This is a genomic window from Streptomyces sp. NBC_00647, from assembly GCF_045207245.1.
Classification (GTDB): Bacteria; Actinomycetota; Actinomycetes; order Streptomycetales; family Streptomycetaceae; genus Streptomyces.
Map to the genome: position 1 here is coordinate 5,938,182 of NZ_CP109040.1, position 26,091 is coordinate 5,964,272.

General features: G+C 68.8%; 26 protein-coding genes. 10 read left to right on the top strand and 16 right to left on the bottom strand.

What is annotated here, in order from left to right:
• Positions 1 to 323: 323 nt before the first annotated feature.
• Positions 324 to 2,225 (top strand): AMP-dependent synthetase/ligase, encoded by a 1,902-nt coding sequence (locus OG788_RS26120; RefSeq protein WP_406373818.1) that lies wholly within the window; start codon positions 324 to 326, stop codon positions 2,223 to 2,225.
• An 87-nt stretch (positions 2,226 to 2,312) separates the two neighbouring features.
• On the opposite strand, the gene OG788_RS26125 is transcribed toward OG788_RS26120, so the two are convergent.
• Together OG788_RS26125 and OG788_RS26130 are read right to left on the bottom strand one after the other, a co-directional pair.
• The gene (locus tag OG788_RS26125; RefSeq protein ID WP_406373820.1) at positions 2,313 to 2,636 is read right to left on the bottom strand and encodes an AzlD domain-containing protein; all 324 of its coding nucleotides are present in this window, start codon (positions 2,634 to 2,636) and stop codon (positions 2,313 to 2,315) included.
• The gene (locus OG788_RS26130) at positions 2,633 to 3,319 is read right to left on the bottom strand and encodes an AzlC family ABC transporter permease (RefSeq protein WP_406373822.1); all 687 of its coding nucleotides are present in this window, start codon (positions 3,317 to 3,319) and stop codon (positions 2,633 to 2,635) included. The genes OG788_RS26125 and OG788_RS26130 overlap by 4 nt, the downstream gene beginning before the upstream one ends.
• Positions 3,320 to 3,387: 68 nt before the next feature.
• Between OG788_RS26130 and OG788_RS26135 the strand changes: the two genes are divergently transcribed.
• Entirely contained in the window at positions 3,388 to 3,966 is a 579-nt protein-coding gene (locus tag OG788_RS26135; protein WP_351548380.1) for an XRE family transcriptional regulator, read from the top strand.
• Between the two features lie 165 nt (positions 3,967 to 4,131).
• Here OG788_RS26135 and OG788_RS26140 read toward each other — a convergent pair whose 3' ends face one another.
• The gene (locus OG788_RS26140) at positions 4,132 to 4,335 is read right to left on the bottom strand and encodes a cold-shock protein (protein ID WP_010986243.1); all 204 of its coding nucleotides are present in this window, start codon (positions 4,333 to 4,335) and stop codon (positions 4,132 to 4,134) included.
• 343 nt (positions 4,336 to 4,678) lie between these two features.
• On the opposite strand from OG788_RS26140, the gene OG788_RS26145 reads away from it, so the two are divergent.
• The gene (locus OG788_RS26145) at positions 4,679 to 5,527 is read left to right on the top strand and encodes a menaquinone biosynthesis protein (protein ID WP_351124441.1); all 849 of its coding nucleotides are present in this window, start codon (positions 4,679 to 4,681) and stop codon (positions 5,525 to 5,527) included.
• A gap of 97 nt (positions 5,528 to 5,624) precedes the next feature.
• On the top strand, positions 5,625 to 7,448 hold the full coding sequence (locus OG788_RS26150) for a serine/threonine-protein kinase (protein WP_406376847.1): 1,824 nt from the start codon (positions 5,625 to 5,627) through the stop codon (positions 7,446 to 7,448).
• 72 nt (positions 7,449 to 7,520) lie between these two features.
• On the opposite strand, the gene OG788_RS26155 is transcribed toward OG788_RS26150, so the two are convergent.
• Both OG788_RS26155 and OG788_RS26160 read right to left on the bottom strand, forming a co-directional pair.
• Positions 7,521 to 8,123: a hypothetical protein gene (locus OG788_RS26155; RefSeq protein ID WP_406373824.1), complete on the bottom strand. Its 603-nt coding sequence runs from the start codon at positions 8,121 to 8,123 to the stop codon at positions 7,521 to 7,523.
• Positions 8,124 to 8,195: 72 nt separating this feature from the next.
• Complete coding sequence (locus OG788_RS26160; protein ID WP_406373826.1) at positions 8,196 to 12,761, bottom strand: FtsK/SpoIIIE domain-containing protein; 4,566 nt, start codon at positions 12,759 to 12,761, stop codon at positions 8,196 to 8,198.
• A 277-nt stretch (positions 12,762 to 13,038) separates the two neighbouring features.
• Here OG788_RS26160 and OG788_RS26165 point away from each other — a divergent pair, with 277 nt between their 5' ends.
• From OG788_RS26165 to OG788_RS26185, 5 genes are all read left to right on the top strand, one after another.
• Positions 13,039 to 13,344: a WXG100 family type VII secretion target gene (locus tag OG788_RS26165; protein WP_266761472.1), complete on the top strand. Its 306-nt coding sequence runs from the start codon at positions 13,039 to 13,041 to the stop codon at positions 13,342 to 13,344.
• Between the two features lie 124 nt (positions 13,345 to 13,468).
• On the top strand, positions 13,469 to 13,789 hold the full coding sequence (locus tag OG788_RS26170; RefSeq protein WP_351548391.1) for a hypothetical protein: 321 nt from the start codon (positions 13,469 to 13,471) through the stop codon (positions 13,787 to 13,789).
• Positions 13,786 to 15,174, top strand: a complete 1,389-nt coding sequence (locus tag OG788_RS26175) for a hypothetical protein (RefSeq protein ID WP_406373828.1) — start codon at positions 13,786 to 13,788, stop codon at positions 15,172 to 15,174. The genes OG788_RS26170 and OG788_RS26175 overlap by 4 nt, the downstream gene beginning before the upstream one ends.
• A gap of 35 nt (positions 15,175 to 15,209) precedes the next feature.
• Positions 15,210 to 15,872: a hypothetical protein gene (locus tag OG788_RS26180; RefSeq protein ID WP_406373830.1), complete on the top strand. Its 663-nt coding sequence runs from the start codon at positions 15,210 to 15,212 to the stop codon at positions 15,870 to 15,872.
• Entirely contained in the window at positions 15,869 to 16,480 is a 612-nt protein-coding gene (locus OG788_RS26185; protein WP_351548400.1) for a hypothetical protein, read from the top strand. The genes OG788_RS26180 and OG788_RS26185 overlap by 4 nt, the downstream gene beginning before the upstream one ends.
• Positions 16,481 to 16,708: 228 nt before the next feature.
• Here the strand turns inward: OG788_RS26185 and OG788_RS26190 are convergent, their stop codons facing one another.
• The 11 genes from OG788_RS26190 to OG788_RS26240 all read right to left on the bottom strand — a co-directional run bounded on the left by OG788_RS26190 (position 16,709) and on the right by OG788_RS26240 (position 25,418).
• Entirely contained in the window at positions 16,709 to 17,245 is a 537-nt protein-coding gene (locus OG788_RS26190; protein ID WP_406373832.1) for a hypothetical protein, read from the bottom strand.
• Between the two features lie 250 nt (positions 17,246 to 17,495).
• On the bottom strand, positions 17,496 to 17,879 hold the full coding sequence (locus tag OG788_RS26195; protein ID WP_406373834.1) for a hypothetical protein: 384 nt from the start codon (positions 17,877 to 17,879) through the stop codon (positions 17,496 to 17,498).
• 107 nt (positions 17,880 to 17,986) lie between these two features.
• Entirely contained in the window at positions 17,987 to 19,021 is a 1,035-nt protein-coding gene (locus OG788_RS26200; protein WP_406376848.1) for a hypothetical protein, read from the bottom strand.
• Positions 19,018 to 19,674, bottom strand: a complete 657-nt coding sequence (locus tag OG788_RS26205) for a hypothetical protein (protein ID WP_406373836.1) — start codon at positions 19,672 to 19,674, stop codon at positions 19,018 to 19,020. Before OG788_RS26205 ends, OG788_RS26200 begins: the two co-directional genes overlap by 4 nt.
• Before the next feature lie 439 nt (positions 19,675 to 20,113).
• Positions 20,114 to 20,767 (bottom strand): hypothetical protein, encoded by a 654-nt coding sequence (locus tag OG788_RS26210; RefSeq protein ID WP_406373837.1) that lies wholly within the window; start codon positions 20,765 to 20,767, stop codon positions 20,114 to 20,116.
• Positions 20,768 to 20,780: 13 nt separating this feature from the next.
• Positions 20,781 to 21,671: a hypothetical protein gene (locus tag OG788_RS26215; RefSeq protein WP_406373838.1), complete on the bottom strand. Its 891-nt coding sequence runs from the start codon at positions 21,669 to 21,671 to the stop codon at positions 20,781 to 20,783.
• Between the two features lie 13 nt (positions 21,672 to 21,684).
• Complete coding sequence (locus OG788_RS26220; protein WP_406373840.1) at positions 21,685 to 22,965, bottom strand: enoyl-CoA hydratase/isomerase family protein; 1,281 nt, start codon at positions 22,963 to 22,965, stop codon at positions 21,685 to 21,687.
• A 1-nt stretch (position 22,966) separates the two neighbouring features.
• Complete coding sequence (locus tag OG788_RS26225; RefSeq protein ID WP_351548427.1) at positions 22,967 to 23,269, bottom strand: hypothetical protein; 303 nt, start codon at positions 23,267 to 23,269, stop codon at positions 22,967 to 22,969.
• 58 nt (positions 23,270 to 23,327) lie between these two features.
• Positions 23,328 to 24,338, bottom strand: a complete 1,011-nt coding sequence (locus OG788_RS26230; RefSeq protein ID WP_406376849.1) for a hypothetical protein — start codon at positions 24,336 to 24,338, stop codon at positions 23,328 to 23,330.
• A gap of 20 nt (positions 24,339 to 24,358) precedes the next feature.
• On the bottom strand, positions 24,359 to 25,012 hold the full coding sequence (locus OG788_RS26235; RefSeq protein ID WP_406373842.1) for a hypothetical protein: 654 nt from the start codon (positions 25,010 to 25,012) through the stop codon (positions 24,359 to 24,361).
• A 229-nt stretch (positions 25,013 to 25,241) separates the two neighbouring features.
• Positions 25,242 to 25,418: a hypothetical protein gene (locus tag OG788_RS26240; RefSeq protein ID WP_406373844.1), complete on the bottom strand. Its 177-nt coding sequence runs from the start codon at positions 25,416 to 25,418 to the stop codon at positions 25,242 to 25,244.
• Between OG788_RS26240 and OG788_RS26245 the strand changes: the two genes are divergently transcribed.
• On the top strand, positions 25,417 to 26,067 hold the full coding sequence (locus tag OG788_RS26245) for a hypothetical protein (RefSeq protein ID WP_406373846.1): 651 nt from the start codon (positions 25,417 to 25,419) through the stop codon (positions 26,065 to 26,067). The genes OG788_RS26240 and OG788_RS26245 overlap by 2 nt on opposite strands.
• Positions 26,068 to 26,091 lie beyond the last annotated feature (24 nt).

The window sequence follows — 26,091 nt, forward strand, 5'->3', positions numbered from 1 at the left end:
GGGGCGGGTCGAGATGAGTCACCACGATCTCCCGGGGGGTGGACCCTCGGCGAGGGGTTCCGGAGCCGCTCGCCGACGGGCGGGTGGAGTCGGGGCGGCGGGGTGCGACGGGGGCACAGCTACCCCGGGTAACCCGCACCTCGCCCGCCCCAAAGCGTCACAAACCCCACACTCCCGAGCCGTAGGATCCCCGTTTCACCGGGTTGCCGAGACCCCTGAACCCCCCACTCTCCAAGGCCGTATGAGGATGCGCGCCCCCGCGCTCCTCCGAGCCCGCACACGCCTTGCACCCGCCCGGCCTCCGGCCGACAAGGAGCCGCCTCGTGTCCAGCCCCCACTCCCACGACTCCGCCCCTCCGCTCCCGGAGCCCGAGATCCGGCGGCTGGACGGCGTCGTGCGCGAGGTCGCGGTGCCGCCGATCGTGGGGCAGGTGACGCACGGCTCCCTCGCGGACATCCCGTTCGACAACGCGGTCGCGGCCCCGCGTGAGGCGGTCCTCAGCCGGAAGGCGCCGGACGGCGGCTGGACGGACGTGACCGCCGCCGAGTTCGCCGATCAGGTGCTGGCGGTGGCCAAGGGGCTGATCGCGGAGGGGCTCGTGCCGGGCGACCGGATCGCCATCATGGCCCGGACGACGTACGAGTGGACACTCCTCGACTTCGCCGCCTGGGCCGCGGGTCTGGTCACCGTGCCGGTCTATCCGACCTCCTCCGCCTTCCAGACCCGCTGGATCCTCCAGGACTCGGGAGCCGTCGCGCTCGCCGTCGAGACCGTGGCGCAGGCCGCGACGCTCGGCCCCGAGCGCGAGCGCATCCCCGACCTCCGCCACATGTGGGTCTTCGAGAAGGGCCATGTGGAGCGCCTCGCGGAACTCGGCCGCGACGTCCCCGACCAGGAAGTGGCCGTACGGCGCGGGGTGCTGGGCCCGGACACCGTCGCCACCCTCATCTACACCTCGGGCACCACCGGCCGCCCCAAGGGCTGTGTCCTGACCCACGGCAACTTCTTCACCGAGGTCGACAACGCGGTGGAACTGCTCTACCCGATCTTCAAGGCCCGTACCCGGGACCCCGCCTCCACCCTTCTCTTCCTCCCCCTCTCGCACGTCTTCGGCCGCATGGTGGCCGTGGCCTGTCTGCGCGCGCGGGTGAAACTCGGCCACGCCCCGAGCCTCCAGACCGAGGAACTGCTCGCGGACCTGGCCTCCTTCCGGCCGACCTTCCTGCTGGCCATCCCGTACGTCCTGGAGAAGGTCTTCAACACCGGCCGCGCCACGGCCGAACGGATGGGCCGCGGCTCCTCGTTCGACCGGGCGGCGCGGATCGCCCAGAAGTACGGCGAGGCTCTCGAGGCGAAGCAGCACGGCACCGGTCCCGGCCCGAGCCGGAGCCTGCGCGCGGCCCGCGCCCTCTACGACCCCCTCGTCTACCGCCGCATCCGCAACGCCCTCGGCGGCAGGGTCCGGCACGCCATCTGCGGCGGCTCCCCGCTCGGCCGCCGGCTCGCCGCCTTCTACGCGGGCGCCGGGATCGAGATCTTCGAGGGGTACGGCCTGACGGAGACCACGGCCGCCGCGACCGTCACACCCCCGCAGAAGCCGCGCCTCGGCACGGTCGGGCGGCCCCTGCCGGGCACCCGGGTGCGGATCGCCGCCGACGGGGAGGTGCTGCTGTGCGGCGGGCAGGTCTTCCGCGGCTACTGGGACCCGCACGCGGGCGGCGTCGTCGACGCCGCGCCGGACGGCTGGTTCGCGACCGGCGACATCGGTGAACTGGACGACGGCGGCTACCTCGCCATCACCGGCCGCAAGAAGGAGATCCTGATCACCGCGGGCGGCAAGAACGTCGCCCCGGCGCCCCTGCAGGACTGGCTCCGCTCCCATCCGCTGATCGCCCAGTGCATGGTCCTCGGCGACCGCCGCCCGTTCGTCTCCGCCCTCGTGACCCTCGACCCCGAGGGCATCGCGCACTGGCGCCGGATGAACGGCAAGCACCCGGTTCCCGCCGAACTCATCATGGACGACCCCGAGTTGCTGGCCATCCTGCAGCGGGCCGTCGACGAGGCCAACAAGCTCGTCTCTCGCCCCGAGTCCATCCGCCGCTTCACCGTCCTGCCGGTCGACTTCACCGAGGAGGCCGGGTACCTCACCCCCTCCATGAAACTGCGGCGCGCGGCGATCGAGAAGGACTTCAGCAAGGAGATAGAAGCCCTCTACGCGACGTAGCCCCGGTGCGGGACGCCGCGGACCCCGAGTGATCCGAACGGGGCCGGTGTGATCCGGACGCAGCTTCCAGCCGACCCGGGCCAAGTTCTAGCCGACCCCGGCCAAGCGCAGCCCGGCCGTGGTGGCCGCGGCTCCCAGCACCACCACCACGAACGGGGCCCGCCGCCAGGCCAGTACCCCGCCCGCCAGCACCCCGGCGGGCCGGGCCCACCCCGCGAAGCCGCGGGCCTCGGTGAGCGCGCCCGTGGCGAGCAGCGCGACGAGCAGGACCACCGCTCCCGCGGACAGCAACCTCCGTACCCGGGCGGAGAGTTCGACCCGCCCGTGCAGCAGCGGACCGGCCAGCCGGAAGGTGTACGTCCCGACGGCCAGGGCGAGGACGGCGGCCAGGGCCGGTGCCGTGCCGCTCACGCCGTCCTCCCGCCCAGGAGCAGCAGTCCGATGAGGGCCATCAGCACGGGCACCCCGACCGGCACGAAGGGCGTCAGCGCCAGTGCAGCCGCGCCCCCGGCGAGTGCGGCGCGCCGTACGCCGCGGTCCCCGCGCAGCGCGGGCAGCACCAGCGCCACCAGCACCGCGGGAAACGCGGCGTCGAGTCCGTAGCGTCCGGTGTCCCCCAGCGCGCCCCCGGCGAGGGCGCCGAGAAGGACGCACAGGTTCCAGGACACGTAGAGGCCGAGCCCCGAGATCCAGAAGGCGGCTCGGCGGCGGGCGGGGTCCGGCTGGGCGAGGGTGAAGGCGACCGTCTCGTCGGTCACGAGGTGGGCGCCGACCCAGCGGGTGACGCGGCCCCGCCCGATGACGTCGGCGACGGCGAGACTGAAGGCGGCCGTGCGGGTGTTCAGCAGCAGTCCGGTGGCCGCCGCGGCGAACGGTCCGCCCCCGGCGAGGAGTATCCCGACGGCGCTGAACTGGGCGGAGCCCGCGTACACCAGCAGTGACATCACCACCGGCAACCACAGCGGAAGCCCTCCCGCGACGGCGAGGGCCCCGAAGGAGACGCCGACGATCCCGCCGGCGAGACAGACGAGGGCCACGTCCCGCAGCAGATGCGGGTCGTGGGACGGGAGTGGTGTTCGGAGCAGCGAACGCATGTTTTCTACAATGAACAGCAAGCACCTCGTTCGTCAAGGCGAACGATCGGACCGATGGAGAGAACGACATGACCGATGACGGCTCCGGCGTCCCCCCGGCCCGCCTCCCCCTCGACTGGATCGCCGCCTCCCTGCGCCGGGAACGCGCGCGGGCCGGCCTCTCCCTGTCCGAGCTGGCCAAGCGCGCCGGGATCGCGAAGTCCACGCTCTCCCAGCTGGAGGGGGCGAGCGGAAATCCGAGCATGGAGACGCTCTGGGCGCTGGGTGTCGCGCTGGGCGTCCCGTTCAGCGCGCTGGTCGAGCCGCCGACCCCGGCCGTCCAGGTGATCCGTGCGGGGGAGGGTCCGACCGTCCACTCGGAGCAGGCGGAGTACGCGGCGACGCTCCTCTCCGCGAGTCCGCCGGGAGCCCGGCGCGACATCTACCACCTGCGGGTGGAGCCGGGTGCGGCGCGGGAGTCGGAAGCGCACATTCCGGGGAGTGTGGAGCATCTGATCGTGGGCGCGGGGCGGCTGAAGGCGGGCCCGCGCGGCGAGGAGGTCGAGCTCGGACCCGGTGACTACATGGCGTACCGGGGCGATGTGCCGCACGCGTACGAGGCTCTGGAACCCGCGACGACGTTCGTGCTCGTGATGCAGCACGTGTGACGGGGGTCCGGGAAAGGCGGGGGACCGGGGAAGGCGGGGGTCCGGGGAAGGCGGGCGGGGCCCGCGCCGGAGCAAAGGCAGGAGCCCCACGACCGGCTGGCGCGGGGCTCCTTGGGTACTGCTATCCGTTCCGGATCAAAGCATTGGGCTCATGGAGCCGAAGGCTTAGAGCGGGGTGACGTTCTCCGCCTGCGGGCCCTTCGGACCCTGCGTGACGTCGAAGGAAACCGACTGGTTCTCTTCGAGAGAGCGGAATCCGCTCGCGTTGATCGCGGAGTAGTGGACGAAGACGTCCGGGCCGCCGCCTTCCTGGGCAATGAAACCAAAGCCCTTTTCGGCGTTGAACCACTTCACGGTTCCGGTAGCCATAAGCCCTCCTTGGGCCCAAAGGGTTGCCCTGCTCCAGAACCTGCGATTGTGTAAACAACTGCATACGTCTGAAAACGACGAGAGCCCGCGGTCACATGCTCCGCAGGCTCTGTACTGCAAGGGAAACCAAACTGCAACTTGCGGCGAGCCTAGCACGCAGGCAGCCGAAAGCAATAGAGGCAAAGATCACGTCATCCGGAAGGGTGGCCCGCCCGGGCGAGGGGTCTGACGTGCGTCGACTTCGTGGTGTCACAACCGTTGACACGAGGGGTCCGGAGGGATTCCACCAGCACACGCCGACCCTGGAGCCCGCACCGTAGCGCATGGGGTCTAGCCTCGCGATGTGGACAATTCTCGCACCCGGCCGCGCGTCGGCCACATCCAGTTCCTGAACTGCCTGCCCCTCTACTGGGGGCTCGCGAGAACGGGCACACTCCTCGACTTCGAGCTCACCAAGGACACCCCGGAGAAGCTCAGCGAGAAGCTGGTGCGAGGGGATCTCGACATCGGGCCCATCACGCTCGTCGAGTTCCTCAAGCACGCCGACGATCTGGTCGCCTTCCCGGACATCGCGGTCGGCTGCGACGGCCCCGTGATGTCCTGCGTGATCGTCTCGCAGGTCCCCCTCGACCAGCTGGACGGCGCCCGCGTCGCCCTCGGCTCGACCTCCCGGACCTCCGTGCGGCTCGCGCAACTGCTGCTGGCCGAGAAGGTCGGCGTCCAGCCCTCGTACTACACGTGCCCGCCCGATCTGAGCCTGATGATGCAGGAGGCGGACGCCGCCGTCCTCATCGGTGACGCGGCGCTGCGCGCCAACCTGCTCGACGGACCGAAGTTCGGACTCCAGGTGCACGACCTCGGCGCGCTGTGGAAGGAGTGGACGGGCCTGCCGTTCGTCTTCGCCGTGTGGGCGGCCCGGCGCGACTACCTGGAGCGCGAGCCCCTCGTCACCCGCAAGGTCCACCAGGCCTTCCTCGCCTCCCGGGACCTCTCCCTCGACGAGGTCTCCAAGGTCGCCGAACAGGCCGCCCGCTGGGAGGCCTTCGACGAGGCCGTCCTCGAGCAGTACTTCACGACGCTCGACTTCCGCTTCGGCGGCCCGCAGCTGGAGGCCGTACGGGAGTTCGCGCGCCGTGTCGGCTCCACCACCGGGTTCCCGGCCGACGTGAACGTACGGCTCCTCCAGCCGTGAGCCGGCCGTCGCGGTGCCGATAGATTCGGGGCTCCGGGCGCGCACGGCACTACGCTGCTGGGCAGTGTGTACGGGGGAGGGGTGAGTTGTGGGTGCCATGCAGCCGCTCGGAGTCGACGAACCCACGGTCGTGGGGCCCTACCGGCTGCTCGGCCGGCTGGGCTCGGGCGGCATGGGGCGCGTGTATCTGGGACGCAGCGCGGGCGGGCGTACGGTCGCGGTCAAGATCGTGCATCCGCACTTCGCGCTCGACGAGGAGTTCCGTGCGCGCTTCCGCCGCGAGGTCGATGCCGCGCGGCGGGTTGGCGGCGCGTGGACGGCCCCCGTCCTGGACGCCGACCCGGAGGCGCCGGTCCCCTGGGTCGCCACCGGCTACGCGGCCGGCCCTTCGCTGACGGGTGCCGTCGCGGACGGCGGACCGCTTCCGGTGCACTCCGCGCGTGTTCTCGGTGCCGGGCTCGCCGAGGCGCTCGCGGCGGTCCACGCACTCGGTCTTGTCCACCGTGACGTCAAACCCTCCAACGTCCTGCTCACTCTGGACGGCCCGCTCTTGATCGACTTCGGGATCGCCCGGGCGACGGACGGCACCGCCTCCCTGACCTCGACGGGCGTCTCGGTCGGCTCCCCCGGCTACATGTCCCCCGAGCAGATCCTCGGCAAGGGCGTCACGGGAGCCGCGGACGTCTTCTCGCTCGGCGCGGTCCTCGCGTACGCCGCGACCGGCGAACCCCCCTTCCCCGGCGATTCCTCCGCCTCCCTCCTCTACAAGGTGGTGCACGAGGAGCCCCGACTCGACTCCCTGGACGGCGAGTTGCGCGAGCTGGTCGCGTCCTGCCTGGCCAAGGAGCCTGCGGCGCGGCCCACTCCGGGCGAGGTGGCCGTCCGGCTCGCACCGCAGGGCGCCGCCCGGCTGGTGTCGGCGGGGTGGCTGCCGGGCTCCCTGGTCGAGCAGGTGAGCCGAAGTGCCGTGCAACTGCTGAACCTCGAGGCGACCGGGACCGCGGAAGTCGCGCCCTCCGGGCCGGTGGGCTTCAGCAGCCCCTCGGTGGAGTCCGGTCCGGGTTCGGGCCCGGGATCCGTGGCGCCCGGCCCGGCCGGCGGGTTCGGGCCGGCTCCGCAGGGCTTCGGACCGCCTCCGCCTCCGATGCCCACCTACGTACCCGGGCAGCGCGAGAACCGGGCCGCCGAGGATGCGGTGCACCGCGAGGGAGCGCCGGGTCAGCAGCCGTACGACCGTCCGGGCAAGGTCTCCGTCAGCGTGGCCGCGACCTCCGCGCCCGGATCCGACGGGCGTGGCCGCAGGATGAGTTGCACGGTCGCGCTGGCGGTCGCCGGAGCGCTGGCGGCGGCGACCGTGGGTTCGGCGTTCCTCTTCGACCTGATGCCGGGCGGCGGCGACACGGACGACCAGAGCAGCGCGTCGGGTGAACATCCGTCGGCCACCGCGAGCCGGACCGCCCCCGACGCGGGTCCGTCGGCGAGCGCGAGCGCCCCCGGACCCGATGTCACGGCGAGCCCTTCCGGGCCGGGTTCATCGGCGAGCGCTTCCGACCCGGGCGGGCAGCCGTCCGCGATCCCGGCCTCCTACCTCGGCACCTGGGAGGGCGACGGCCTCGCCCTCAACGGCACCCTTCCCATGGGCACGTTCCGCGTCACCGTCCACCAGGCCGCCGTGGGCGAGAAGTTGGGCACCTTCCGGCAGACCGACCAGATCGGCGGCATCTGCGACGACGTCCTCATCCTCAAGAAGGTCACGAAGAAGCAGCTCGTCGCCACGAGCGTGGCCGAGGAGTCCAACCGCGACGTCTGCACCAAGGGCCGGCACGAGGTACGGCTGACTCCCGTCGGCAGCTCCCTCACCTACGACACGGACAACGCCGAGGCGGGGGACCCGGTGGCCAGGATGACGAAGGTCGACTAGAGGGGCTCGGTGCCGGGCCGCGGGACGGGCCGGGGGCGTGGGGGCCGTGGGACGGGCTGTGCGGGCGGGGACTCAGGTGGACCCGGTCCTCTCGCGGGCGTCCGTCGCCTTGATGAGCACGGCGATCAGCGCCGCGGCAACGAGTACCGTCGAGAGCAGGCCGACGGCCCAGACCCAGGGGTACTCCTGGTGGACCCAGCAGGGGTCGCCCAGGCCGTAGCACCCGGAGTCCCAGTTGCGCCGGTACCGGGGGCGCGTGGTCGCGGCCACGACCAGCGCCCAGAAGACGCAGACGGCGACGCCGGGCAGGGAAGCGGCCACCCAGCCGAGCGAACGGAGGGGGCTCGCCTTCCACTTCATCCGGGAGAGCGTCGCGATCACGGCGGCGAGCCCGAGCGGCAGCACGGCACCGACGGCGGCCGCGAAGCCGTACCCGCCACCGGGCGATGCGGGGGCGACCCGGCCCCAGAGCTCGGGCCCCCACTCATGCTCGGTCATGGCGAACCCGACGACCGCCACCAGACAGACCAGCAGGATCAGGCAGCCCGAGCCCGTGTCCTTCCAGGACGTCTTCTCCTTCGCCTGCTGCCACGCCGACGGCCGCTGCCGTACGTGCTCGTAGCGCAGCGCCGCTCCCGCGGCCCTCCGCCGCTTCGGCTTCGCCGATCCGCTCACCGGATCCGCCCCCTCTTCTTCCTTCTCCTGCTCTTCCTGCTCTTCCTTCTCTCACCCGCTCGACGCGTCGGATCACATCGGCGTCGTCACCGTCAGCGGCTCGCCGTCCCCGAGGTGCAGCAGGCCCTTGCCGGGCGCGACCGGTCCGCCGACCATGCTCCGGTTCGTCCGGATGCCGATCAGCTCGCCCGCGGAGGAGTCCTGGGGCGAGAGCAGGATGCCGCGGCGGCCCTTCTTCATCTCGACCTGCCAGCCGGAGAAGCCGCTGCACACGTCCTCCTCGTCACCGGCGATGACCAGTCCGAGACCGCGTTCGGCGCCGCGCTGCACGATCCGCTTGAAGACCGTCTCGGCGTCGCAGTCCTCCAGGACCTCGCCGTCGTCGACCAGGACCACGATCGGCTCCTCGCGCGACGCCGAGTCGATGGCCTCGCGCAGGTCGTCGCTCTCGATGTCGTCCTCGTCGAAGACCTTCAACACGCCTTCCTGCCCGTCCAGTTCGCGCAGGGGCGACGGGCGGGGCGCGGCCACGACCAGACGTACGCCCTGGGCCAGATAGGACCGGGCCATGTTCAACAGGGTCGTACTGCGACCGGACTTGGCAGGGCCGGCGATGACGAACGTCGGCACGCCCTGGGACAGGTCCGGGCCGAAGCCCATGATGTCGTCGCCGCCGATGCCCACCAGACTCCACAGCTTGGAGCGGGAGGCGTCCGGGTCCCGCATCTCCCAGGCGTCGGTGAAGCCGATCCGGGTGGGCAGCACATCGACCCGGAACGGGCGCCTGTCGCGCGGCAGTCCGGCGTCGCGGGCCGCTGCGGCCTCACCGATCGCCCCGATCGCCGCGGCCTGGCCCTGACCCGTGGAATCCTCGGTGAGCAGGGCGAACTGGGTCTCGGTGCCGTGCTCGTTGCGGTAACCGCGGCCCGGCGGGATCTCCTCGGGGATCTTGCGGGCGTTGATGCCGATCAGCGAGAAGTCGGAGCGGTCGGCGAGCCGCAGACCGTACTTGTCCTCGGTCAGCGAGCCGATCCGGGTGGAGAGGATCTGACGGTCACCCGTCATCACCATGTGCAGGCCGACGCTCGCGCCCTCCCGCATCATCGCGGTGAGCTGGTCGGTCAGGTCGCCGTGGTCGTACTCGCCGAGCGTCGGCAGCCAGCCCTCCCACCGGTCGAGCAGCACCACGATGTGCGGAAGCCGCTCGTCCTCCGGCACCGCGGCCCGCTGCTCGCCGATGTCGGCGAAACCCTTGTCCGCCAACAGATCCTGCCTGCGGGTGAGTTCACCCTTCAGACGGGCGATGAGACGGACCACGCGCTCGGTCTGGTTGCGGCCGACGACGGCGCCGCAGTGCGGCAGCCGGGTCAGCGCGTTGAGCGCGCCGTTGCCGCAGTCGATGCCGTACAGATGGACGTCGGCCGCCGAGTGGGTGCGGGCCAGTGAGCCGGCGATCGTCCGCAGGATCTGCGAACGGCCACTGCGCGGGGCACCGCCGATGAGCAGATGCCCGAAGCCGGCGAAGTCCACCACGACGGGTCGGCGGGCCTGGTCGGCGGGCAGGTCCTCGACGCCGTACGGGGCGGGCGGCAGCTTGCCGGGACCGCCCGCGAACGCGGGCATCCGGATCTCGTCGAGCAGCAGCGTCTCGGAGAGCGCGGGCAGCCAGGGGCTGTGCTGCGGCGGAATGCCGAGGGCCTGATTGGCCTCGCGCACCGCGTCGACCAGGACCTTGAGGTCGGTGATCTCCTCCTCCTCGCGCTGCTCGGCCTTCGGTTTGACCAGCGCGGCCCGCCCGAGGTCCTCCCAGCCGAGCGGTCCCGCCCAGGGCGCGAGCGCCGTCGGATCGGCGGCACCGGGCCGACGGCCACCGACGCGGCCCGACTGGAACGGCACGAGCGAGGCGTGCCCGAGCCGGACGTAGGCCCGGCCCGGTGTGCTCTTGGAGATGTGTCCGGCCTCGGGGGAGTCGATGACGTCGCTGGACTCGCCGCCGTCGGTCACGCGCAGCGCGATACGGAGGTTGGTGTTGGCCCGGATCTCGGGCGAGACGACACCGCTCGGCCGCTGGGTGGCGAGCAGCAGGTGGATACCGAGCGAACGGCCCCGCTGGGCGATGTTGACCAGGCCCGTCACGAAGTCCGGCAGGTCACGCACCATGGAAGCGAACTCGTCGATGACGATGAGGAGTCGGGGCACGGGCGCGTGCGAGGGATCACGGCGTACGAGATCCTGGTAGTCCTCGATGTCCTTGGCGTCGGCGGCGGCCAGGATGTGCTCGCGTCGCTTCAGCTCCGCCCCGAGCGATTCCAGTGCGCGCTCGACGAGATGGGCGTCGAGGTCGGTCACCATGCCGACGGTGTGCGGGAGTTTGACGCAGTCCTTGAACGCCGAGCCGCCCTTGTAGTCGACGAGCACGAACGTCATGTTCTCGGGGGTGTTGGCCACGGCCAGCGACGCCACGATGGTCTGGAGCAGCTCCGACTTGCCGGAACCCGTCGTACCGGCGATCAGACCGTGCGGTCCGTCGCGCCGCATGTCGATGCCGAACGGACCGTCGTACGACTCACCGATGACCGCCGTCGTCGACTGCCCGCCCATCCGCCAGCGCGCGCTGATCGCGTCACCGGTCGGCGGCTCCAGCTGCAGCACGTCGAGCAGCCGGCTGGCACCCGGGAGCGCCGAGTCCTCGGTCTCGCCGCTGATGTCGCGCAGCGGGGACAGGGAGCGGGCCAGCCGGCCGCACCAGGCCGCCGACACGAAGTCAGGCCGTACGTCCCGTACACGCGCGATGCCCGTCTGCTGGACGCGCAGCCGCAGTTCGAGGGCCTTGTCCGCGCCGGACGCGGAATCGTCGGGCTCGGTGGCGTGCCAGGCGTGGAAGGAGGGGAAGCCACCGGGGGCGGCCGGCGCGGTCCGGGCCGGACGCTGGGCGGTCGCGTGCTCCTCGGGCTTGGGCTCCGCGATGACGATGGCCTGACACTCGCCGGGCAGGAACCGCTCCTCGGCGTCCAGACAGATCGCGTACATGGACATGGCCGGGCCCTCACGCAGCAGCCGCACCACGCCCGGCATGGACCGCAGCCGCCGGGAACCGTCCCAGACGACGACGATGTCCGGATCGCTGAACGAGGCCTTGTTGCCGTTCTGCCGGGCGGCCTTCTGACGGGCGTCGAGGAGCTGGGTCAGTTCACCGATGCGCGCGCCGACGGTCTCGGCGTCCGTGCCGATGAGGACGTTGGCGTCCTGGGCCCCGGCGGGCCGGCTGTGCGGCAGCCAGCGCACCCAGTCCCAGCTGTCCCGGCCGCTGTTCTCCGTCAGGACGTAGAACTGGACGTCCAGCGGGCTGTGCAGCACCGCCGTCTGCGCGATGACCCAACGCCCCAGTGCCTGCGCCGAGTCGCCGGGACCGGCGATGCCGACGACACCCCGCTCGCCGAGCGGGAGGGCGACCGGCGCGTCCTCGATGGTCCAGGTGACCTGACGCTTGTGGTCGTCCTGCTCCGGGTCGTCCAGCACGACCTCGGAGGGCAGTTGCCCGGTGCCGACCCGCAGCAGCAGATGGTCGGCGTCGGTGCGGCGACGCTCCCACAGACGGGTGCGCGGCCCGGTGCCGAGCGACAGCACGGTCGCCGGATCGGGTATCGCCCGGCGCCGGTCGAGCCGTTCGGCGAGCAGGGCCTCCTGGGCGTCCTTCTCGATCCGCGCCTTGTGCTCGTTGTACTCCTTGACCTGCTTGGCATGGGACTTGCGCCCCTGCTTCTTGTCCATCAGGTAGTTGCCCAGCATGATCAGCGGACTCAGCAGAGCCATGATCATGTAGTACCAGCGCCCGAAGACCATCACCATGACGACGGCACTGACCAAGGGCGTCAGGGCCATCAGCCAGGGCAGCGGACGTGCTTCGTAGTCCCGTACCGGGCTCGGCAGCCGGAACTTCGTCTCGCGCTCCGGCGGATGCAGGCGCGGCGGACGGTTGTAGTCAAGGCCCGCGCCGTCGTCCGACCACTTGAGCGCGGCGTCGGGTGGCGAGTAACGGTCCAGCTGGAAAAGGGTGTTGCCGACGGCGACCTCGCTGCCGAGCGGCCATTCGTCGTCCTCGCGCTCCTCGATGGCCCCGCCGTCGAGGGTGACGCCGTCCTTGTCCCCGTGCACGGCGACGCGACACGTTCCGTCCGTTGCAACTGACAACGTCAGCGCCCTTTTCGGAAGTTCGGGATCGTCGATCCGGAGGTACGACGACGCGCCGGCGCCGATGTCGTAGCGGCCGATCCCGAGCCGGTGCACGGCGCCCGCCGACGGACCCCCGGCCACCCGCAGTTCGACGAGTCCGGTCGGCTCGCCGGGCAGGCATCCGGCGGGGTCGTGCAGGCTGACGACGGCGCCTTCGCGCAGCGGAGAGGTGCCGATCGTCGCGGCCGGATCGACGGGATACCCGTCGACGTACGCGAGGGGCGCGCCCCCGGTCACGGCTCCCTGGTGCCGCCCGAGGGGAATGATCTGCGCACCACCGCCGTAACCGACGTGTTCCGCCAGCTCCTTGGCGATGTCCCCCACCGAGGACTCGGGATCCGCATCAAGAACCACGTCGGCGGTGGCGCCGCCGAGCGGGTCGACGACGGTCAGAGTGAGCCGCACGCTCGTCCTCCCCCAGACACCCCGGGCCGCTTCCGGAACGCGGGCCACAGTGCTCCCGACGATAGCCGCTCGCCGCTTCCCGCAGGCAACGGCCCATGTGAGGGAAGCAGGGAGGCCCCGGGCGGACACCGCCTCTGGTGCGGGCTCGTGACAGAACCGGGGTGTGCTCCTGCAAGCGTCGTAAGTAAGCTGCTTGCTCAATGCGGACGATCACACCATCCGCATCAGGAGCCACGGGGGTTGGCCCTGCGGCGAGTTGAAGCATGGAGGACGCCACATGGCCGGCGGCAAAGACGCGGACATCACTTACGACAAGATGCGGCACGCTGCTAAGCGACTCGGCCACGAGAAGGAGAAGATGGAGGACAAGCTCCACGGCCTCGACAGCTACATCGACGGCCTCGTCGCGGACGGCTACACGACGTCCAAGGGCTCCCAGGCCTTCGACGACTCCTTCAAGGAGTTCACCAAGGGCATGAAGGACACCCTTGAGGGCCTCAAGGGCATGGCCAAGTTCCTCGAGGACGCCGCGAAGGCGTACGAGGACCTTGATGATCAGCTGGCCAAGGGTGTCAAGGGCTGAGACCCTCTTCGGCTCGCATCCGATCCGGTGCGATGGGGTGCCCCGGCCCTCCATCGCACCGGTGTGTGTCCGTCGGCTTCGGCGGAATCACGGCAGCTTGGCAGGACGGCACAACGGGAGCGCCATGGGCGGCGAGAGTGATCACACCCGACTCGACCTTGACGTGATCAAGGAGATGGGGACGGGCCTCAGCAATGTCAAGAAGGCTTTCGACGGCATAGAGAAGCTGAGCGGCAAGTACCAGGACGACTTCGGGAACGGCGACCTCGCGGACAAGTTCGATGATTTCGCCAAGAATTGGGAGATCAGTCGAAAGAAGCTGACCGGCGAGGTCGATGCACTCGCTCAGATTGCCAAGGCGGCCGCGAAGGCGTACGAAGACATCGATCACCAACTGGCCGAGGCGATTCGTGGTGCGCAGGATTCCAAGAAGAAGGGGAAGTGACGGTGGCTGGACGGCCGCACGACTGGCATCCGGTCGCCGACAGTGACCCCATCCCCGGCGACCCGGACCGTATGGCCGCTCTCGGGCGGCAGTTGCGCAAGACCGCTGAGGAACTCGACCGGCAGATCCGCAATCTCAAGGCGGTCGTCGACGTCGACGCCTGGGACAACAAGTCCGGCAAGGAATTCCGCGAGAAGGCCAAGGGCAACGTCAAGAAGCTCGAAGCGGCCTTCAAGCGGTACGACACGGCCGCCACGGCGATCGGTTCAGAAGTCGTCGAGGTAGGTGGCGGCTATCAGGACAAGCTGCATGCCGGTTCCCGGAATTATGCCTCCGATCTGAACCGTGCCCAGGAGATCGCCGACGCGGCGCTCAAAGACGCTCAGGACGCCGAGGAGCGCAAGGGGGCGGCCCAGAGGAGCCTGGACGGGCTGTCCGACAAGGGCAAGAAGGAAGACGCCGACAAGGACCGCCAGGACCTGGAGGACAAGCGCGATGCTGCAGGCGGCGAGATCGACGCAGCGCGCGAGAAGATCAACGCGGCCAAGAAGATCCGGGACGACGCGGCCAAACGGGCCCGTGAGTCCATCGATGCCGTCATCAGCCACGACTCCCTGAAGGATGGCTTTTGGGACACCCTGGTCGCCGACATCGCCGACTGGGCGTCCGGGATTGCCACGGTATGCGGGATTCTCTCGCTCGTAGTCGGCTGGATTCCTGTGATCGGTCAGGCGTTGGCGGGAGTCCTGGGCGCCATTGCCATGATCGCGACATTGGTCAATTTCGCGTGCACCTTCGTGCAGGTTCTCCGAGGGAACGCGGACTGGATGGACTTGGGAATCGCCGCGCTCGGGTTCCTCATGATGGGTGTCGGCAAGGGCTTCTCCAAGATCGCGGGCAAGTTCGCCAAGGGGGCGCTCGGCAAGTTGGGGAGGGCCGGGGCGGCGAGGACCGTCCGTCAGATGAGCCGTGCGAACAAGAACCTCCGGAGGCTTTCCGGGAAGTCCTTCAAGCTCGGCAAGGGCGATGTGTGGAAGTCGCTCAAGGAGCCCTTCATCGAGCCGTTCTCCAAGAGTTCCTGGAGCCAGAACCTCAAGATCCTCAAGCCCGGCAGCGGAAACTTCGGCTTGGCAAAGAACGAGCTCTCGGCTCGCGGAGGCGGGAGCGCCGTCAAGGGGCTCGGGAAGTCCTTCTCCATCGCGGACCCCGGAGTGGCATCCGATCTCAAGTCGGTCAAATTGGGCACCTCGGCGCTCGGTGGTCAGTTCGACGCCAATTCCCTCAACAAGATTTCCAGGACAGCCACCCGACTGGCTGTTGTCGGCGGTGGGATTACGCTGGGCGGTCTGGGTCTGGACGACAACATCAACCCGCTCCTGGGCTGATGCCCACGACCATGCCCTGGCGCGAAAGGAACGACATGACCACACCGGACGACGGTGCTCCCCTGGCGGAGGACTTCGAGTGCCGCTTCGACTTCCAGCCGGGATGGATCGACCTGACGCTCCGCGACGGGACCAAAGCCGAGGCCAAGGCGCTGGCTACCCAGGTCGTGAACAGCCTGAACCCGCTTGCGCTCGAGATCGAGAAGAGTGCGGTCTTCGACGACATGGTCGCGCGGGCCGTGGATCTGAACGACGACGTCCCCACGCTCGCGGCGGCGTACTACACCGAGAGCGGCGAGGCCCTCGCCAACCTCATGGTCGACTCGTACGGCGACGAGGGCGTGGAGCGCCCCACGCGCGAGGAGGTCCAGCCCGTCCTCCTGGAGTGGGCGAACGCCGAGGTCGCGGGTGATCCGCAGGTCGCCTACCTGGAACTGCCCGCCGGGCCCGCAGTGCGTGTGCAGGCCATGCTGCAGGTGAAGCGGATGTTCGGCTTCGGCCGAAAGCTGACCGAGTTCATCAAGTACGCGGTCTTCCCGCCCGGAATGAAGAGCCTGATCGTCGTCACCGTCACTTGGGAGGTGATCGCTCGTACGGAGGAAATCGCCGAGCTCGCAGATGAGGCCGTACAGACGCTTCGGATTTCCTTGCTCGCCTCGGGCGCGGGCGAGGCGAGCGGTCACGGGGACAACGAATGAAGCGGGCGGCCGAGTTCACCTCACCGCCGCAGGACTACAACGTCGTCGTGCCGGACGGCTGGTTCCAGCTTCAGCTCGATCCTGACGACCGTGACCGCGGCATCATCGCCCTCGCCGAGCGCACGTTCCGAGGGGTGGACAACGCACCCCACCTCCGGGACCAGTTCATGCGGGACCTTCAGCGCCAGGCCAAGGACGCCTACAAGGTCGGGGGCATCGAGCTCTATCTGTCCACGCTCACGATCGGCCCTGTGCCGCTCGCGTCCTCGCTGCTCATCAGCCTCCCGGCCCCCGATGAGTGGCCGGAGTACTCGGACGCAGACGAACTGGCGGAGCATCTGGCCGGCCGAGGCATCGGCGAGAGCGCCGAACTCGGTGTCGTGGAGCTGGAGATGGCAGGCCCGGCCGTACGCCACCGTCACCGCGAAGCACCCGACCCCGAAGCGCAGTTGGGCAACACGCTTCCCACCACCAACCTCACCTACTACGTTCAGGTCCCGGCGACGAAGAGGTGGTTGATGCTCAACTTCTCTACGCCCGTCGATCCGCTGGCTGATCGCATGGTGGAGCTCTTCGACACGGTTTCCGAAACTCTTCACTGGACGTGACTCGCCCGCGACGCAGGCGTCCCCCTTGTGCAGATTCCGCCGCCACGCTCGCTCGGGAGGAGTGGTAAGGGCAGGTGCCTTTGGACCAGGGCGGATACCCGAACTGACCATGCCCGAGGCAGATCAACATGGGTGACGCCCCTCCCGAGCTGTTCGCGCGGTTGGTACCGGTCGACAGCGCCCGCTCTGAACGCGGACGATACGTCCATCCCCGGGGGCGGCTCGCCTTCACCCCATGGCGGCGTCGGCACCACCCGTCCGCGAACGCCGCAGCACATACATATGGAGCTCGCTCCGCCGCTCCTCCGTGATCAGGGTCAGCCAGGAGCCGTCCGAGAAGCGGAGGCGGAGTCTGTCGCTCGCGTGTTCACCGAGGAGCGGATCCTCGAGGACCGCGTCCTCCGAGGGGATCTCCGCGACGACCTGTACGAGGCTCTCCCGGCGGATGGACACGCGCTTCGGCGGCGCGGCCAGCACGGTGCGGCCCTCGGTCAGAGCGACGAGCCGCTGGTGGTGGGAGGAGTGGCCGTACCAGCGCAGCAGGAACTGCCCCGCGGCGCCGTTCCAGTCGCCGTCGAAGGTCGTGTCGAGGCCGTGTTCGGTGACGGCCCGGTCGCGGAGCTCGGCCGCCCGGCGTTCGGACCGGGATGCGTCACGCTCCTCCTTCGTCGACAGCAGTTCCTGGAGGGCTTCCGCTCCGGTCGCGAGGAGTCCGAGGAGCAGGCCGATGAGCATGAAGGGAGCGGCGAGGACGACTCCGACCATGGCCGGCGGGCGTATGAACGCCGGCCGGGTTCGCAGCGCACCGGCCGCCTGCCGGACGTCCTCAGGGGGCTCGGGGATCCTGCCGATCGTGCACCAGGCCGCGGCCTCCGGAGTGAACCCGAGACGGTTCCTCCGGGAGGCGGGGTGGCAAGCGCTGTTCCTTCGAGTGTTCCGTGCCTGCCCCGCCCGGCGTCCGGTACCGGTCGTGCTCGCGGATCCGGTCGGGGCGCCGGACGATTCCACGGAGTTCTCAGAACGTGACACTTCGGCTCCGAATCTTTTCCGCGACCCAGGTCGCGCCGACCAACACCGTGAACAACGGGGCCCCGACGATTCCCGGCCAGAAGGAAGTGAGGAGACACGGCATCATGATGGCCCAGCCCATGGCGAGGTCCCGCGTCAGCAGCGGTGGCCGCTTACCGGGAGTCGGATTCCTGGCCAGGATCCAGAGCAGGTGGAGCAGACAGCCGGACAGCGTCGCCCAGTAGATCCAGAACAGCGCGTCACGGCCGGCGGCGGGGATCGCCGCTGAGATTCCGATCAACGGAAAGATGGAAACCAGGGCGCCGATGATGGTCACCCGCACTCTGAAATTCGCTCCCGTGCCCAACTGCTCGCGGAGAGACTCAGCCATTCCCCCTGCTTTCCTTACCGCGGTCACTTGGGTGTGCTTGCCACTGAGCGCCGCCGCGGGTGTCAAGTCGACTTGCGACGATCCCCCAGGCGCCGAGACGGAGGACATCACCGGTTGACGGACTGGATCTCCTGGACGGTGATGTCCTGGGTCGTTCCGAAGGTCCCGTCGGGAAGGTCGCCGCCGGTCCCACCGGTGCCGGTCCAGTCGACCTGCCAGGTGATCGTCGCCCGGAGTTTGTACGTCCCGTCGCCCGATGAGCGCAGGTACTTGATCCCGCACGACGGCGTCTCGCGGGCCTTGCCCTTGGCGTACGGTGCGCCGATCGAGTCGTCGTCGTTCAGCCGGCACTCTCCCGAGGCCGGATAGGTCACGGCGTCGCTCGTACCCGGCTCCAGTTTGAGCGAGACGGGTTTCGCGGTGGTCGTCGCCGAGATGTCGAGCCCGGCGACATCGAGCGCCGCGGTCACGGACACTTCCTTGAACGTCGCCTTGTCGAGCCAGGCCCAGGTCGGCAGGTTGACCTTGGTGACGTCCTCGGGGGCGAGCGTGATCTCGGTGTCGGGCACCTTGATCCGGCTGTACGCCAGTTGCGCCAGGATTTCCGGCGTCACCGCGTTCTTCACGTTCGGGGTCTCGCCGTTCTCCACCCAGAAGGTGGCCGTGTCGCAGGCGAAGGCGGCGGGGTCGCCGGATTCCTCGCGGCCCCTGTCGCGGACCGCGTCCCACCACATGCCCTTGCCTGTCTCGGACTTGTTGAAGTCCTTGTAGGGCTGACCGTTCTTGTAGTGCTCCTTGGCGAGGTTGTACGCCTCACCCACGCCGCTGGCGTTCGGGATGTCCCAGTCCTTCTGGAACTCCTTGGCGAATTCGTCCGGTGTCCACTTGGGCTCGTACCAGCAGGCTGGCGGAGACCAGTCGCCGACGGGAGTGAACCCACCGGAACGCGTTCCCTTGGAACCTCCGGTGGAACCGCTGTAGACAATGCGCGACTCGAGGGTCTTGCCGCCGTCCTTCTGGTTGCTTCCCTCGACGTCGAACTGGGATCCCCCGGGACCCTTGGCGAAGGCGCTGGTGGGCACGGACAGCGCGCAGGCGATCGCGAGCGCTCCGGCTGTGGTCGCGGCGCGGGACCTGGTCACCGAACGCACGTCTTGCTCCCGCGTACGGACGTCCCGTCGGAGGTCTGCCACACGCCCTGGCCGTTCTTCTCCAGTCGCGTGTTGTACAGCACGTAGGCGTCTTTCCCGGCGGGTGTCCGGTCGACCTTCTTGGTCTTCCGGTCCTTGTTGTACGCCTTGCTCTCGTCGGCGCAGTACGAGACACCCGCGGACTTGCTGTCGAAGATTTCGACCTTCGGGCCGTAATAGCGCGTGGTGCCGGTGTACGTGATTCCGGCGTCCAGCCACTTCTGCACCCATTGGGCGGACGAGGTCAGCGCCTTGCCCTTGTAGTAGAAGGTCATGCCGGGGGTGTTCGACGTGCCCTTGATGATGGCGTCGTTGGTGGCCGTCTGCGCGCGGCCGGCATCCGCGAGGATGGCGTCCTTCCTGGTGTCGCCTGTCTTCCAGCCCTCGAACTCGTCCTTCACGTCGCTCGGCAGGGTGATGTCCGGCCGGTCGGCGCTGTCCGATGAGCTCGCGCTGGGTGAAGCGGGCTTGCTCGTCCTGCTGTTGTCCGCCCCCGCGATCTTGTCGTTGTCCTTCGGACTGTCACCCCCGCCGCCACAAGCCGTCAGCAGCAGGGCTGTTGTCGCGGCGAACGCGGCAGCAACGGGCAAAGAGCGGCGCTTCACAGTGGACTCCCCGTGAGACATCGGTTGAGCGAAGTCAGTCAAGGGCAATGACGGTATCCGTGGGGCTCCTGGTTTCGCCAGGCTGAACCCTCCTTCTGGATGCGGTCATACGGGGTGGAGTCGGTGCGAAACAGAGGCCCGCCGGCGCCCGATCGTGTCCATGGCCACATCCACCCACCCGCGTCCGGGCCCGCCTCCATACCTCGCCCCGGCTTTGCGTTCCGCGTTTTGTTCCGATGAGGGAATCTCGGGCGGCCCAAATCGCGACTGTCGCGGGCTTCTTGGAGCGTGCGAGGACAATTCCCGCGATTCGTCAGAGTTCGACGGCATCGCGAATCCGGCCGACCCGCTCGGCATCGGTGTTCTGGCGGATGGCCAGCCGGAGGGCATCCGGTCGAGTGCCGAGCCGGCGTCGGCCGGGCTCGGCTGCCGCTACGCCTCAGTCCTCCGGCTCGGCGAACGAGACCGTCTGGAGGATTGCCGCGATCATGTCGCAGAACTCGCCCCAGTACTCGGTCGAGGCTGTGTAAAGCGTGAGGATCGCCGTGTACGGACCTGTCGGGAAGGGGACATGGACCTGGATCTGGCCGGTGAGGAGTTTGGCCTCTTCACCGGTCGAGGTGACCTCCGGCCGGAGAGTGAACTCCCGCAGCGTCACGCAGGAGACCGCCGGACCGCAGGGCAGGTCCAGCCAACGGGCGTCGTTCAGCGGGTCCGTGGAGAGAACGGCGAGTGTGCCGTGCGCGGCGATGTCCGGGTCCGTCTGATCGGTCCGCACGGCGGCCACAGTGAGCGCGCACTGGGCGACACCGTTCCCTACGGTGGAGAAGAGCCCCACGGCGGAGTACGAAACGCCTTCGTCCGCCATGTACTCGGCGACCGCGGCGTAATAGGGGGCCGCCGGCGTCCAGAGCGACTCGTCACCCCGCGAGTAGAGCTCGCGGACGAATGCGTGGGCGAGGGCGCCGCGTTCCTCCGGAGTGGGTGCCATGGGGAGGGCGAAGAGACCGTCGGGAACGGTGAACCAGAGCGGTGGGATGTCGGACCCGTCGTCGGAAGGCGCGGGTGGGACGGTACGGGTGGGGGTGGTCATGGGAGCCGTTCACTCAGAGGTCGCCGGGTTCGAAGTTCACGTGCTCACCGTCCGGCCCCATGATCCTGAGCCGGGGATCACTGCCTTCGATCGGGTCGGGAACAGGTTCGGAGGTCAATTCGATCGTGAAGTTGCCGCTGGGCCGCCGGGTCACCACGGTGCGGAATGCCGGGCGTTCCGCCACGAGGGCCGCCACCCTCTCCTTCTGGCCCGGGGTCAGCGCTTCGGGCGCGACAAGCTCGGAGGCGTAGGCGAGGTGGCGCACAACCTCCCAGTGGTCGCTGGCCTCCGGAGGGGCGAGTCTGCACCACGAGCCGTCCGTGAAGGTGATCACTGCCTCCAGGCCCACCCTGGTGTACGTCCGGCGTTCGACGTTCGCGATGAGGTCGCGGTCGGTCTGCCAGAGCACTTCGTCCTGGGTGGTGTCGTCGTCCGGGAAGCCGATGACGAGCACGCGGCGGTCGGTGACGACGATGTGGGTGCGGTAGTTCTCGGGACACCGGCTCGGATCGAGCTGCCAGGGGAGTGTGCGCGCGAGCGTGCCGGGACCCGCCCAGAGGACAGGGAAGTCGTCGACCTCGTTCTCGTGGTCGTGTGAGCGGCCTGTGCCTCTGGGGCTGCTGCCGACGCTCCCGGCGGCCGCCACGGCCTCCACCACTGCCAGGACGGCGAGGGCGGCGGCTCGAACGCCGAAGGCTCCGGCGGCTCGGGCTCGCCGTTCCGACTTCGAGAGGACGGTGAAGACCGGGCCGTCCGGCCATCCGGCCAGGTCGCTCTGGATGTCGTTGCGTTCTGTGTCCCGGAACCAGCGCATGCCGGAGACCGCGGTCGCCGTGCCCGTCGCGAAGCTGCCCGGGCTTCGCGCGAGGGTGGTCTCGCCGGGAGGCGGTTGCCAAGTAGCCATCCGAATAACACTTTCAGTGTGAGGTGGCGGCTTCGTGGAATCGGTCGCCAGGATTGACCGCTTCTCCGATGTGCTGCGTGATGGTGGTGATCTTCGGACCGATCTTGCCGGCGGCGTCGATCGCGATGCCCAGGGGTTTTTCCGGATTGAAGTCGAACTTACCGCCGCTGATGAGCTTCAGTCCCTTCGTCCCGACCCACTGACCTTGGTGGTAGCCCGCCTCGGCGAGTCCCGCGAGCCGATTCATGGTTCCGGACTCGGAGCTGATGAAACCGATCTCCTTGAAGGACCCGCCCAGTACGACCCGCTTGCCCAGCAGGCCGAGTCCGCCCTCCACTTTCGCCGCCAGATCTCCGGTGGCGAAGAGATTGCGTGCTCCTGCCGCGAGTTCCGTGCCCTGCATCCCCTTGCCGAACATCGCCGCCCGCTCCCCGGCCGTCGCCGCTTTCGCCACCTTGACGCCCTTGCCGAAAAGGCCGATGCCGGGGAGGAGGCCGAGAGCGTCCGTACCCATCTGCATCCAGCTGACGTCCGCGCCGGCCGCTTTGGCTATGGAGTGGCTCAACAGAGCGAGTCCGCTGGTGAGGAGGGCGGCGGCACCGAAGATGGCACCGAGAGGCTCGAAGGGGATGGTGATGATCGCGAGCAGCCCCAGAATGGCCGTCAGGTCGCTCAGCAGGTCACCGATGAACGCGATCAGATCGGCGTGGTCCTTGATCCACTGGCCGGTGGCGTCCCAGGCGTCCGCGATCCCGTGCCCCAACGTGTCCCAGAAGCCGGGCTCGTCCGGAGCGATGTCCGCCGCCTTGTCCAGATCCTTGCCGATCAGTCCGGCGGCCCGCTGGTAGCGGTCTTCGAGGTCGTGGACCTTGTTGGTGACCTCGTCCACCGCGCCGGAAGCCTTGCCGAGTTCCTCGCTGCCCTTGCCCTCGGCCTTCTGCTCGGCCTTCTCCCTGGCTTCGAGCTTCTCGCCGGCGGACTTCTCGAGACGGTCCGCCTCCTCCTGGAACTCCTTGAGCTCTCCGGCCCACCGATGCAGAGCGTGCGACGCCTTGTCGAAGGAGTCGTGGCTCTTGCGGATGAGAGGGGTGACGTCCTTTCCTATGTACTCGGTGAAAGCAAGGGCTGTCTTGCCCTTCCACGCCCCGCATTCGATCCGCTCCAGCTCGCGGAGCGCGGTGCCCAACTCGGTTGCCAGGCCACCGAGTTTCTTGGCGAGCTCCCGGGTGTCGTCGACGTCCCCCGGTGTGGGATCCCAGCCTATGTGGGGGAAGGCAGGACGCTTTTCCGCCACGTCACTTGCCCTTCTTCTTCGGGGCCTTCAGTGATTCGGCGAGATCCAGGTCGAGTTTGCTGAAGCTGTCACCGATCTTGTTGATCATTTTGACCGCGCCATGGGTGTGTTTGCCGAGCTGCTTGATGCCGTAGCCCCAGTCGTCGGCGAAGTCCTGGACGTCCTCGACGAGTTTGCTTTCACCGACGGCAGAGGCATCGGCCCCTCGGAGGGTGCGGCGGGTCGTCTCCATGCGGTCGCTGATATCGGAAAAGGTCTTCTTCAGGTCCTCGAATATGGTGTCTTCGAGGCGAAGGTCACTCATGCGGTTCTCTGACTCCCGGAGTCGTCGATGGCCTGGGTCGCCCGGGGCTGGCGGCGTGTCATCGGTTGACGGACTGGATCTCCTGGACGGTGATGTCCTGGGTCGTTCCGAAGGTCCCGTCGGGAAGGTCGCCGCCGGTCCCACCGGTGCCGGTCCAGTCGACCTCCCAGGTGATCGTCGCCCGGAGTTTGTACGTCCCGTCGCCCGATGAGCGCAGGTACTTGATCCCGCACGACGGCGTCTCGCGGGCCTTGCCCTTGGCGTACGGTGCGCCGATCGAGTCGTCGTCGTTCAGCCGGCACTCTCCCGAGGCCGGATAGGTCACGGCGTCGCTCGTACCCGGCTCCAATTTGAGCGAGACGGGTTTCGCGGTGGTCGTCGCCGAGATGTCGAGCCCGGCGACATCGAGCGCCGCGGTCACGGACACTTCCTTGAACGTCGCCTTGTCGAGCCAGGCCCAGGTCGGCAGGTTGACCTTGGTGACGTCCTCGGGGGCGAGCGTGATCTCGGTATCGGGGAGCGTGATCCTGTTGTAGGCGAGCTCCGCCAGGACCTGAGGAGTGACAGCGTTCCTCACCGGCGGGGTTTCGCCGTTCTCGACCCAGAAGGGCAGATCGCTGCAGGTGAAGGCATCGGGATCGTCCAGCCGATTCGGATTCTGGACGGATACCCACCAGTTGCCTTCGTCGGCCTTGTCGAGGTTGTAGTCCTTGTACTTGCCGTCCTTGTAGATGTCCCGGAACTGGCCGGTAGCCGACTTCGCGTAGTTGGGCTGTTGCGGGTCATTGACGACTTCGTCGTAGTCGCCTTCGACCTGCTTCTGGAAGTCCGCCGCCGAGACAGGCTCGTACCAACAGGCCGGCGGCGTCCAATTTCCCACCGGTGTGACGTTGCCGGATGATGCTCTTCCGTGCCCGTCGGTGCCGCCGGTGTAGGTGATGCGTGATTCGAGGGTGTGCCCGGACCGTTTGGTGGACGTCTTCACGTCGCCGTCCGAACCTCCTGGACCGCGCGTCGCGAAAGCCGGACCGGAGGCGAACACGCAGCCAGTGACAAGGGCGCCGGCCATCAGTCCCCTGCCGAGGTGCCTCACGGTGTGCACTTGGAGTTCCCCCTGTCGGAGACGAGTTCTGTCGTCTGCCAGACGCCGTCCTTGGCCTTCTTCAAGTGCGTGTTGTAGTAGACGTACGCGTCGTTGTCCGCAGGTGTTCTGTCGACCTTTTTGGTCTTCCGGTTCTTGTTGAACGCCTTGCTCTCGTCGGTACAGAACGTGACGCCGGCTGAGGCGCTGCCGTAGAGCGTGACCTTGGGATCGAAGTACCGCACGGTGCCGGTGTAGGAGATTCCGGCGTCGACGAACGATTTGACCCACTGAGCCCCGCTGACGAGCGCATCGCCCTGCCGGTAGTAGGCGAGAGCCGGCTCGTCCGGGTTCCCCTTGACGATGGCGTAGTTGGTGGCGGTCTGAGCGCGACCGGCGTCGGCGAGGACGGCGTCCTTGGTCGCGTCGCCGGTCTTCCAGTTCTGGAAGTCGTCGATGACGTCGCTCGGAAGGGTGATGTCAGGCCGGTCGATGTCGTCCGAAGCGCTCGCGCTCGGCGAAGCGGAACCCGTCTCGCCCTGATCCGCCCCCGCGATCTTGTCGTTGTCCTTCGGACTGTCACCCCCGCCGCCACAAGCCGTCAGAAGCAGGGCTGTTGTCGCGGCGAACGCGGCAGCAACGGGCAAAGAGCGGCGCTTCACAGTGGACTCCCCGTGAGACATCGGTTGAGCGAAGTCAGTCAAGGGCAATGACGGTATCCGTGGGGCTCCTGGTTTCGCCAGGCTGAACCCTCCTTCTGGATGCGGTCATACGGGGTGGAGTCGGTGCGAAACAGAGGCCCGCCGGCGCCCGATCGTGTCCATGGCCACATCCACCCACCCGCGTCCGGGCCCGCCTCCATACCTCGCCCCGACTTTGCGTTCCACACCTTCACAAGCCCGGCCGACGCGTTCGCGGCCCCGGCGCCCGGGTGCACCAGAGGCCGCACCAGTCCACCTCGTAGGCTGGACCCGAGCCGAACAGGTCGAACAGGTCGAACAGGCCGCACGGCAGGACGAACAGCAGGCTGAACAGCAGGACGAACGACGAACCCGGGGGACACGCCATGGCCCGCTACATGGAGACGCTCACCGTCGAGCGCGGCGGATTTCGCATCAAGGTGCCCGAGTCGTGGTGGGAGTTCGACGTGCGGCCGGAGTCGCGGGACGACTCGATCCGGCGGATGGTGAGCGAACGGGTCGAGCAGCGACCGGAGTTGGCTCAGTACCGAGACGCCTACACCGCTTTCCTGCGCAAGGCCTCGGCGGACGCCTGGAAGTCCGGTGCCCTGTACTGCGGATGCATGGCGGAGTCCTTCGGCGGTGACACCCCGATCACCGGCTCGGTCACCGTCTCGATCGTCGGCGGCCGCTCGCAGTCCGGCGAGCCCCTTTCCACCGACCCGCAGACGATCGCGGGCCAACTCGCCGTGCGCGAGGCCAAGAAGGAGGGGGACGCCTGGCGCAAGGTGACCACCGTCGAGATACCCGGCGTCGGTCCCGCCGCGCGGACGTACGGCATCGAGGACATCGTCGTGCCCGACGACAGCCTTCAGCGCACGATCCGTGCGGTGCTCATGCAGACGTTCATCCCCGTGCCCGGCCAGGAGGGCAAGGTCGCCCTGGTCGCCGGCAGCAGCCAGGTCCTCGACCTTGCCGATTCCTTCTTCGACATCTTCGACGCCATCACCTCGACGTTCCGTTTTGCCGATCAGTAGGCCCGACCAGTAGGCGCCGACGAG

Bases quoted from the DNA above. Each gene is read 5' to 3' on its own strand.
- OG788_RS26185 (WP_351548400.1), top strand. From the start codon at position 15,869: ATGAAGCGGGCGGCCGAGTTCACCTCACCGCCGCAGGACTACAACGTC.
- OG788_RS26135 (WP_351548380.1), top strand. From the start codon at position 3,388: ATGACCGATGACGGCTCCGGCGTCCCCCCGGCCCGCCTCCCCCTCGAC.
- OG788_RS26130 (WP_406373822.1), bottom strand. From the start codon at position 3,319: ATGCGTTCGCTGCTCCGAACACCACTCCCGTCCCACGACCCGCATCTG.
- OG788_RS26210 (WP_406373837.1), bottom strand. From the start codon at position 20,767: ATGACCACCCCCACCCGTACCGTCCCACCCGCGCCTTCCGACGACGGG.
- OG788_RS26240 (WP_406373844.1), bottom strand. From the start codon at position 25,418: ATGGCGTGTCCCCCGGGTTCGTCGTTCGTCCTGCTGTTCAGCCTGCTG.
- OG788_RS26180 (WP_406373830.1), top strand. From the start codon at position 15,210: ATGACCACACCGGACGACGGTGCTCCCCTGGCGGAGGACTTCGAGTGC.
- OG788_RS26140 (WP_010986243.1), bottom strand. From the start codon at position 4,335: ATGGCTACCGGAACCGTGAAGTGGTTCAACGCCGAAAAGGGCTTTGGT.
- OG788_RS26225 (WP_351548427.1), bottom strand. From the start codon at position 23,269: ATGAGTGACCTTCGCCTCGAAGACACCATATTCGAGGACCTGAAGAAG.
- OG788_RS26230 (WP_406376849.1), bottom strand. From the start codon at position 24,338: ATGGCCGGCGCCCTTGTCACTGGCTGCGTGTTCGCCTCCGGTCCGGCT.
- OG788_RS26190 (WP_406373832.1), bottom strand. From the start codon at position 17,245: ATGGTCGGAGTCGTCCTCGCCGCTCCCTTCATGCTCATCGGCCTGCTC.
- OG788_RS26150 (WP_406376847.1), top strand. From the start codon at position 5,625: ATGCAGCCGCTCGGAGTCGACGAACCCACGGTCGTGGGGCCCTACCGG.
- OG788_RS26215 (WP_406373838.1), bottom strand. From the start codon at position 21,671: ATGGCTACTTGGCAACCGCCTCCCGGCGAGACCACCCTCGCGCGAAGC.
- OG788_RS26165 (WP_266761472.1), top strand. From the start codon at position 13,039: ATGGCCGGCGGCAAAGACGCGGACATCACTTACGACAAGATGCGGCAC.
- OG788_RS26195 (WP_406373834.1), bottom strand. From the start codon at position 17,879: ATGGCTGAGTCTCTCCGCGAGCAGTTGGGCACGGGAGCGAATTTCAGA.
- OG788_RS26170 (WP_351548391.1), top strand. From the start codon at position 13,469: ATGGGCGGCGAGAGTGATCACACCCGACTCGACCTTGACGTGATCAAG.
- OG788_RS26245 (WP_406373846.1), top strand. From the start codon at position 25,417: ATGGCCCGCTACATGGAGACGCTCACCGTCGAGCGCGGCGGATTTCGC.